The sequence below is a fragment of the Dialister succinatiphilus YIT 11850 genome (assembly GCF_000242435.1).
GTDB lineage: Bacteria > Bacillota > Negativicutes > Veillonellales > Dialisteraceae > Dialister > Dialister succinatiphilus.
Window position 1 is genome coordinate 1 of sequence record NZ_JH591195.1, and the last position, 2,078, is coordinate 2,078.

Genomic DNA, 2,078 nt, shown 5'->3' on the forward strand with positions numbered 1-2,078 from the left:
GTGACACAATATCCAGTGCCACCTATTTTCTCGTTTCCCCTTGAGGGGAAGTCCCGCGAAGCGGGAAAGGGTGTACGGGGCAGAGCACCGATAGGGATGCTCCATCGCGGTCCTGACCGCCAATCGGCGGCCCCCTGAGCGAAACCCGGTTGGACGGTTTTCGCTGCCCCAGGCAGCGGCATATAAAACTACCCTCTGAACCAGCCCGCTCTGTGGGCCGAACCCATCGTTCGGTGCGCAGCACAGGAACGATAGAACCCGGGCGCCGAGAGGCGCCTGAACCTTCAAGCCCCAAAGGGGCTTGTCCATAAGAAGTCAGCGTTACGGGATTGGCTTTCTGTATCATATAGCATGATAAGCACTCTGGTGATTGGCTCACTACGTTCGCCTCCCCCTTTCCCGCTGCGCGGGACTTCCCCCGCAAGCGGGAGCAGAATAAAACACCGCGAGATAATCTTCTCATAAATCCTCCGCTCGAGATGACGATGGCGGCGAGCGCCCCTCTCGTCATTTCGACCGAAGCCGGTCAGCCGCCAATAGGAAAGCCTCTTATTGTGCAGGCTAGAGGCCAACTTCGGCTGACTTGGAGACTCTATGCAGAGTCTCCACAGAGTGGAGAAATCTCCTCCCTCTGATGGTACGGGCAGCATTGGGGCGGGAGATCTCTCGACTCAGAGTACCATCGGAGCGTTTTCCATCTGCCCCATACCGGCACGCAGCCCCGCTCGAGATGACGAAAGAGCCGTGTCACCCTACCGTCATGTTAAAAAGAAAGGCGCGGCTGGCGCCGGAGTCTTTGGCCGTCAGGATGTAGAAAAAAAGAAGCCCCTCATTTCGAGGAGCTTCTTTTTTCATTCTAATGAAAATTAGAATACATAGTTCAGGGATACGGATGCTACATCATCGTAGTCGGTATCGGTGCCTTTGGTCTTTACGTCGAAGCTGTATTCGCCGTGGAGTCTTACGTTCTTAGCGAGGGTTACATCGCCTTCTGCACGCCAGAATTTAACTTCTTTGACGTCTTTGTTCAGAAGAGCGTCCAGTGGGGAAGCATCGTAGGTGTAAGCACCGAGGAATGCATTTCTTTCAGCGTCTACATAGGAAGCAGCTACACGGAAGGAGCCGACTTTAGCATTATCCTGTTTGCCGTAGCCAAGGCCTGCAGTCCAGAGATCCGGATCGCCTTTGGCATCGGTGTTCTTGTAGTAGTCACCGAATACGTCGAAGCCGCCGCCAAGGCCTGCGGTGAGGCCTGCGCCCCAGATGTTGACTTTGTTGGAGCTGGTGCCGTTCACATAGTCTACGTCATAAGCAAAGCGTCCTGCTTCGCCGGAGAACTGTGCGTAGGCATATTCATGTTTATCAGTGATGTTGTCTGCATAGTCTCCGTTCCAGTCTTCGAAGCGGCCATAGCCTACTGCCAGGTTGGCTGCATCATTTGCATGGAATGCCACTTCAGCGCCTTTGATTTCAGAATCGAAGAATACGCCGGTCTGGCCGAAGAACTGGTCATATTTGCCAAGGGTAGCTTCTACCTTGTCGCCGAATGCATGACGGACATAGAGTCTCTGCATGTAGGTATCGCTGGTTTCGCTGTCTTTGAAGTTCATATCAGAACGGAGCAGGCCATTCACATAGGTAGAGTCATTGACCTGGCCCTTTACGTTGATACGGATACGGCCAACGTATTTGTCATCAGCTTTGCCTGTATAATGGGTAACTGCGTCTTTGCCGGTGCCGGTTTCATAGGTTTTGTAGCCCTGAGCAAATTTCATGTAGCCGTTGCCGGACCAGGAGATGTTGCCTACTTTCTTTTCCAGGTTAGCTACGCGAACGCCCAGGTTTGCCAGTTCGTCAGCGTATTCGCCAGCCAGTTTGTCCAGGGTTGCACGCTGTTCAGCGTTCAGCTGGTCTTCTTTTGCCATGAGGCGGGCAATGATCTGAGCCAGTTCATAACGGGTAATGTTTCTTTCGCCTTTGAAGGTGCCGTCCGGATAGCCTTCTACAACGCCCTGGTCGGAGAGGTCGGATACTGCCTGGTAAGCCCAGTCATCAGTGGAAACATCGGAGAATGGATT

The 2,078-nt window shown here is 53.4% G+C and carries 1 protein-coding gene; it reads right to left on the bottom strand.

The genetic code is table 11. The features are described from left to right. Positions 1-866: 866 nt before the first annotated feature. The coding region (locus HMPREF9453_RS10925) for an S-layer homology domain-containing protein (RefSeq protein WP_008860631.1) at positions 867-2,078 on the bottom strand (1,212 nt) is incomplete at its 5' end.